At 73.2% G+C, this 6,158-nt stretch carries 5 protein-coding genes; 3 read left to right on the forward strand and 2 right to left on the reverse strand.

The window, feature by feature from the left end; genetic code table 11:
- Positions 1-42 precede the first annotated feature (42 nt).
- Positions 43-1,440 carry a GntP family permease gene (locus ACIRG6_RS33365; protein ID WP_239769880.1) on the forward strand — a complete coding sequence of 466 codons (1,398 nt, stop codon included), beginning with the start codon at positions 43-45 and terminating at the stop codon, positions 1,438-1,440.
- An 83-nt stretch (positions 1,441-1,523) separates the two neighbouring features.
- Here the strand turns inward: ACIRG6_RS33365 and ACIRG6_RS33370 are convergent, their stop codons facing one another.
- Together ACIRG6_RS33370 and ACIRG6_RS33375 are read right to left on the reverse strand one after the other, a co-directional pair.
- Positions 1,524-3,068 (reverse strand): APC family permease, encoded by a 1,545-nt coding sequence (locus ACIRG6_RS33370; protein WP_364676859.1) that lies wholly within the window; start codon positions 3,066-3,068, stop codon positions 1,524-1,526.
- A 33-nt stretch (positions 3,069-3,101) separates the two neighbouring features.
- On the reverse strand, positions 3,102-4,052 hold the full coding sequence (locus ACIRG6_RS33375; protein WP_364676861.1) for a hypothetical protein: 951 nt from the start codon (positions 4,050-4,052) through the stop codon (positions 3,102-3,104).
- Between the two features lie 278 nt (positions 4,053-4,330).
- On the opposite strand from ACIRG6_RS33375, the gene ACIRG6_RS33380 reads away from it, so the two are divergent.
- Together ACIRG6_RS33380 and ACIRG6_RS33385 are read left to right on the forward strand one after the other, a co-directional pair.
- On the forward strand, positions 4,331-5,224 hold the full coding sequence (locus ACIRG6_RS33380; RefSeq protein ID WP_364676863.1) for a DMT family transporter: 894 nt from the start codon (positions 4,331-4,333) through the stop codon (positions 5,222-5,224).
- Between the two features lie 28 nt (positions 5,225-5,252).
- Complete coding sequence (locus ACIRG6_RS33385; protein ID WP_318217879.1) at positions 5,253-5,771, forward strand: NUDIX hydrolase; 519 nt, start codon at positions 5,253-5,255, stop codon at positions 5,769-5,771.
- Positions 5,772-6,158: the final 387 nt, after the last annotated feature.

Genomic DNA, 6,158 nt, shown 5'->3' on the forward strand with positions numbered 1-6,158 from the left:
CTTCGCCTCCCCCTGAATCCCCATCACCGCAAGGGAAACACCGTGACCAGACTCAGCGTCGAGATGCTGGCAGCGGACACCGCCGAGCCCATCACCTCGGCCGGCCATGCCCAGCTGGGCATCGCCGTGCTGTTGGGCATCGCCGTCATCGTCCTGCTCATCACCAAGTTCAAGCTGCACGCCTTCCTGTCCCTGACCATCGGGACGCTGGCGCTCGGCGCGTTCGCCGGGGCTCCGCTTGACAAGGTCATCGCCAGCTTCACCACCGGGCTCGGCTCGACGGTCGCGGGCGTCGGCGTCCTGATCGCCCTCGGCGCGATCCTCGGCAAGATGCTCGCCGACTCCGGCGGCGCCGACCAGATCGTGGACACCATCCTGGCCAAGGCGAGCATCCGGTCGATGCCGTGGGCGATGGTCCTGATCGCCTCCGTCGTCGGGCTGCCGCTGTTCTTCGAGGTCGGCATCGTGCTGCTGATCCCGGTCGTCCTGATGGTCGCCAAGCGCGGCAACTACTCCCTGATGCGCATCGGCATCCCGGCGCTGGCCGGTCTGTCCGTGATGCACGGCCTGGTCCCGCCGCACCCCGGCCCGCTGGTCGCGATCGACGCGGTCGGCGCCAACCTCGGTGTGACCCTGGCGCTCGGCGTCCTGATCGCGATCCCGACGGTGATCATCGCCGGCCCGGTGTTCTCGAAGTACGCGGCCCGCTGGGTGGACGTCCCCGCCCCCGACCGCATGATCCCGCAGCGCGCCTCCGAGACGCTGGAGAAGCGCCCGAGCTTCGGCGCCACCCTCGCCACGATCCTGCTCCCGGTCGTGCTGATGCTCGCCAAGGCGCTCGTCGACATCATCGTCGACGACCCCGACCACCTGGTGCAGCGCGTCTTCGACGTCGTCGGTTCGCCGCTGATCGCCCTGCTCGCCGCCGTGATCGTGGGCATCTTCACGCTGCTGCGGCCCGCCGGATTCGCCAAGGACCGGGTCTCGGGCCTGGTGGAGAAGGGCCTCGCGCCCATCGCGGGCATCCTCCTGATCGTCGGCGCGGGCGGCGGCTTCAAGCAGACGCTGATCGACTGCGGCGTGGGCCAGATGATCCTGGAGATCTCCAAGGACTGGTCGATCCCGGCGCTGCTGCTGGCCTGGCTGATCGCGGTGGCGATCCGGCTGGCGACCGGTTCGGCGACGGTGGCGACCGTCTCGGCGGCCGGTCTGGTCGCGCCGCTGGCGGCCGACATGTCGACGACCCACGCGGCCCTGCTGGTCCTGGCCATCGGCGCCGGTTCGCTCTTCTTCAGCCATGTCAACGACGCCGGCTTCTGGCTGGTGAAGGAGTACTTCGGCCTGAACGTCGGCCAGACCATCAAGACCTGGTCCGTCATGGAGACGATCATCTCGGTGGTCGCGGGCGGTCTGGTCCTGCTGCTCTCACTGGTGATATAGCGGCCGGCCGCGCCCCGCACGGCACGACGACGGCGCCCGTTTCCCGGTCCACCGGGGCGGGCGCCGTCGTCGTGCCGTACCGCTCAGGAGGTCTCCCCGGCCGCCTTGTCCAGCTGGAAGGCCTCGTTGCCCAGGCCGATGCGGGCGTGCCGCTCGGGGGCGCGGGCGCGCAGGACCAGGCCCTGCACGAGGCCGCCGGCCGCGGCGAGGCCGATGATGCCGGGCAGGGCCCAGCTCAGGGCCGAGCCGGGGCCGGCGCCCACGAGGACGTCGAAGTCCTTCACGGTGTACCCCGCGATCACCAGCAGGGCGACGCCCGCGACGGCGGAGGTCGCCAGGCGGACGCCCTGGGCGCCGGCGGCGCCGCGGCGGACGAAGAAGGCGACCACGGAGAACGAGGCCGCGGCCATCAGCACGATCACGCCGAGGGCGCCGATGTTGCCGCCCCAGGTGAACAGGTGCAGGACCGGCTCGGTCGGGTCGCCGGCCGGCTTGTCGTCGGCGATCGCGAAACCGGCCACCACGACGGCGGACACGGCGGTCTGGAGCAGCGAGCCGGTGCCGGGCGCGCCGCTGGTTCCGCTGGTGCGTCCGAAGGCGGCGGGCAGCAGACCCTCCCGGCCCATGGCGAAGGCGTACCGGGCGACGACGTTGTGGAAGCTGAGCAGGGCCGCGAACATGCCGGTCACGAAGAGCACGTGCAGGACGTCGGTGAAGGTGCCGCCGAGCCGGGACTCGGTGAGGAAGAAGAGCAGTCCCGCGCTCTGTTCCTGCGCGGTGCCGACGATCCTGTCGGGTCCGGTGGCGACGGTCAGAGCCCAGCTGCTTAGCGCGAAGAAGACGGCGACTCCGCCGACGGCGAGGAACATCACACGCGGCACCAGGACGTGCGGGCGGCTGGTCTCCTCGGCGTACACGGGCGCCTGCTCGAAGCCGAGGAAGGCGGCGATGCAGAAGCACAGCGCGGTCCCGACACCGGCCCCGGTCAGCGTGTCCGGGTCGAAGGCGTGCAGCGACAGTCCCTGGGCGCCCGGGTCGGCGACGGCGGCGATGTCGAACACCACGACGAGCACGACCTCGATGAGCAGCAGCACACCCAGCACGCGCGCGTTGACGTCGATCTTCAGCCAGCCCAGCGTGCCGACCGCGAGCACGGCCAGCAGCGCGGGGATCCACCAGGCGACCTCGAGATCGGCGTAGGTGGCGAGGAGGCCGGAGACCTCGAAGCCGAAGATGCCGTAGATGCCGACCTGGAGTGCGTTGTAGGCGACCAGCGCGACGAGGGCGGCGCCCGCGCCGGCGGTGCCGCCGAGGCCGCGGGAGATGTACGCGTAGAAGGCGCCCGCGTTGTGGACGTGGCGGCTCATCTCGGCGTACCCGACGCTGAAGAGGATCAGCACCACGCCCAGGATCACGAAGAGCAGCGGCTGCCCGACGATGCCCATCACCGCGTACGTGGTGGGCATGACCCCGGCGACCACCATGAGGGGCGCGGTGGCGGCGAGGACGGACAGGAGCAGGCCCCCGGTGCCCAGCCGGTCCGCGCGCAGCGCCCGCTCCTCCCCCTTGAAGGTGCTGATGCCGCCGTCGCCGGTGGATCTGCTCGTGCGTGAACTGCCCGTGGCCATGGGGGGACCGTCCTCACTGTGGGTGTCGGGGTGTCAGGTCGTGCCCAGCGCGCCGGCGCGGGCGGTGCGGAAGGCGGAGTACGGGTCGCGGTCCGGGTACGACCAGGGAGCGGGCGTGGGGTGCTCGCCGATGCGGTGGAACAGGGCGGCGGCCTCGGCGCCGCGGCCCTCGCAGGACTTGGCGTGCGCGAGGAAGTTGAGGTCGACCAGGCGGCGCGGGTGGTCGTCCTGCTCCCACTCAAGCCACCAGTCGAAGGCCGCCTTCATCACCAGCCGGGCCCGGCGGCCGGCCCAGTGGCCGGACGCCTGCGGGTCGGGGGACTCGTGCCCGGCTGCGGCCAGCACCCGGTAGCGCTCGGCGTGCGCGACCACCGGCAGGACCGCCAGCGGGGAGTCGGCGGGGGCCTGTTCGGCGGCCCAGTTGGCGAAGTCGTAGACCTCGTGGAGCGGGTCGGGGCCGCCGTCGCCGCGGCGTTCGGCGAGCCGGGCGACCATCAGATGATGGGCGTGGTGGTGGTCGGCGTACCGGCCCCGCACCTGCTCGAAGGTCCGGACGACCTCCTCGTCCGCGCCGAGCGCGCGCTCCAGCAGGAGCAGCCCGAGCCAGGGCGTGGGATCGGCGGGCACGAGTGCGGCGGCGTCCCGGCAGGCCTCCCGCGCCCTGCCGGGCTTCTCCTTTCCGCGCAGGGCGCGGTGGACGAGGGCGAGGGAGAGCAGGACGGAGGCGTCGGCGGAGTCGGGCTCGGCGAGCAGCCACTCGCGAGCCCAGGCGGCGCAGTAGGGCTCCTTGGCAAGGACGGTGACCCGGTGACCGCGACGGTCCCAGTCGTCACCCGTGTGGACGAGCAGGGAACGGGCGGACTGCCAGCGCCCCTGGGCCAACGCGGTCCGCGCGGTGACGAGTTCGGCATCGTCGAGGGCCTCGTCGCAGGACTGTGCCGCGCGTCTGCGGCCGCGGCCGAGGGGAGGCGGGGGTGGGGGCACCGCGGGAACTTCCTCACGCGACCCGGTAGGTCGTCGTAGCCGGTTTGCCATGAACTGATCACGCACAGCAAAGCGGCAGCCAAGGCTTGGCGTCAAGGCCCGCCGGGTCGTTACACGCGTCAACTCGCGTTATTGCAGCGGTACTTGTGGCACTGACCGCCGCACCAAGGCCCCCGGCCACCCGGATGCGGGCACTCGCCCGGCACACCGGACCCGCCCGCACTAGAGTCGGTTTCTCACGCACCCCGTGGCCCGGCCTGACGATCGAGGTACGCAGCGTGTCGGTTCTGGTTCTGGTTCTCGCCGTGAGTGCCGCGTGCTGCCTGGGCTTCGGTTTCGTCCTCCAGCAAAACGCCGCCCAGCGCGCCCCGCTGGGTGACTTCCTCTCCCCACGGCTGCTGCTCGACCTGGTGCGGGTGCCGCGCTGGCTGGGCGGCACGGGGCTGATGGTGGCCGGGATGGTGATGGGCGCCATCGCGCTGGCCGGTGGTGAGATCACCCTGGTCGAGCCGCTGCTCGCGACGAACCTGCTCTTCGCCCTGGCCCTCTCCCGCGCACAGACCCGGCAGCCGCTGGGCCGTCAGGGCTGGGCGGGACTCGCGCTGCTGGCCGGCGGGGTCAGCGCGTTCATCGTGGCGGGCGAGCCGCGCGGCGGCAGCGCGGTGACCGATCCCGTGCGGCACTGGGTGATCTTCGGCGCGGTGCTGGGCCTCGCCCTGCTGCTCACGGCGTGCGCCGGGCGGGCGCGGCTGACCTGGGGTCCGGCCCTGCTGGCGCTGGCCGCGGGGCTGGTGTACGGGGTGCAGGACGCGCTGACGCGGGTCAGCGGGCAGCGCTTCTCGGCGGGCGGAGCGACGGAACTGCTGACCGGCTGGCAGCCGTACGCGGTGCTGGTGCTCGGCGTCACCGGCCTCGTCCTGGTGCAGAGCGCGTTCGAGACGGCGCCGCTGCGCAGGTCGCTGCCCGCCCTGACGGCGGCTCAGCCGCTCGCGGGCATCGCCTGCGGGGTCGGTTTCCTCGGCGACCGGCTGCGGACCGACGCCGGGGCGCTGGCGTGGGAGGCGGGTGGTCTCGCGGCGGTGGTGACGGGCATCGTGCTGCTCGGGATGCATCCGGCGATGCCGCAGGGGACGGGCGAGCGGGGGCCGGCGCGAGACCTGCAACGGCGCTGACCTCGTCGGCCGCTGCTTGGATGGGGGCATGAGCGCTGCTGACGAGATCCTCGACATCGTCGACGAGAACGACCGGGTGACCGGGCAGGCCCGGCGGGGTGACGCGTACGCGCGGGGGCTGCGTCACCGCTGCGTGTTCGTGCGGGCCCGGGACGCGCGCGGCCGCGTCTTCGTCCACCGCCGCACGCCGACGAAGCTGGTGTTCCCCTCCCTGTACGACATGTTCGTCGGCGGGGTGGTGGGCGCGGGCGAGTCCTACGACGACGCGGCGTTGCGGGAGGCGGAGGAGGAGCTGGGGGTGCGGGGGCTGGCGCGGCCGGAGTTCCTGTTCAAGTTCCTGTACGACGACGGGGGCGGGCGGACGTGGTGGTCGGCGGTGTACGAGGTGCGCGTCTCGTCGCGGGTGGCCCCGCAGGTGGAGGAAGTGGCGTGGTGGGCCTTCCTGGAGGAGGCGGAGGTGGAGCGGCGGCTTTCGGAGTGGGAGTGGGTGCCGGACGGGGTGGCGGCGTATGCGCGGCTGCGGGCCTGGCGGGGGGAGGGTGCGTGAGGTGACGCGGCGCGGGTGGGGGGTGCACGGTGTTGCTGTGGGCCGGGGGCGGGTCGCGGAGCCCGGCGCGCGTGCGGAGGCAGAGGCGGGTCGCGGGACCCGGCGCTGCCGGGGTGCCCGGCGCGCGTGCGGAGGCAGAGGCGGGTCGCGGGGTCCGGCGCTGCCGGGGTGCCCGGCGCGCGTGCGGAGGCAGAGGCGGGTCGCGGGGTCCGGCGCTGCCGGGGTGCCCGGCGCCCACCCGTGCCGCCCCAGCGGCACGACTGCCCGCAGCTGGGGCGGACGGGCCGTCAGACGCGTACGGCGGGAAGGGGACGTGTCGGGGGGTGTCCGCCCGCAGCGGTTGGCGCGTCCGCGCCGGGCACTTCTGTGGCCGACCGATTCCGCGCC

Source organism: Streptomyces flaveolus (assembly GCF_044765825.1).
Lineage (GTDB): Bacteria > Actinomycetota > Actinomycetes > Streptomycetales > Streptomycetaceae > Streptomyces > Streptomyces flaveolus.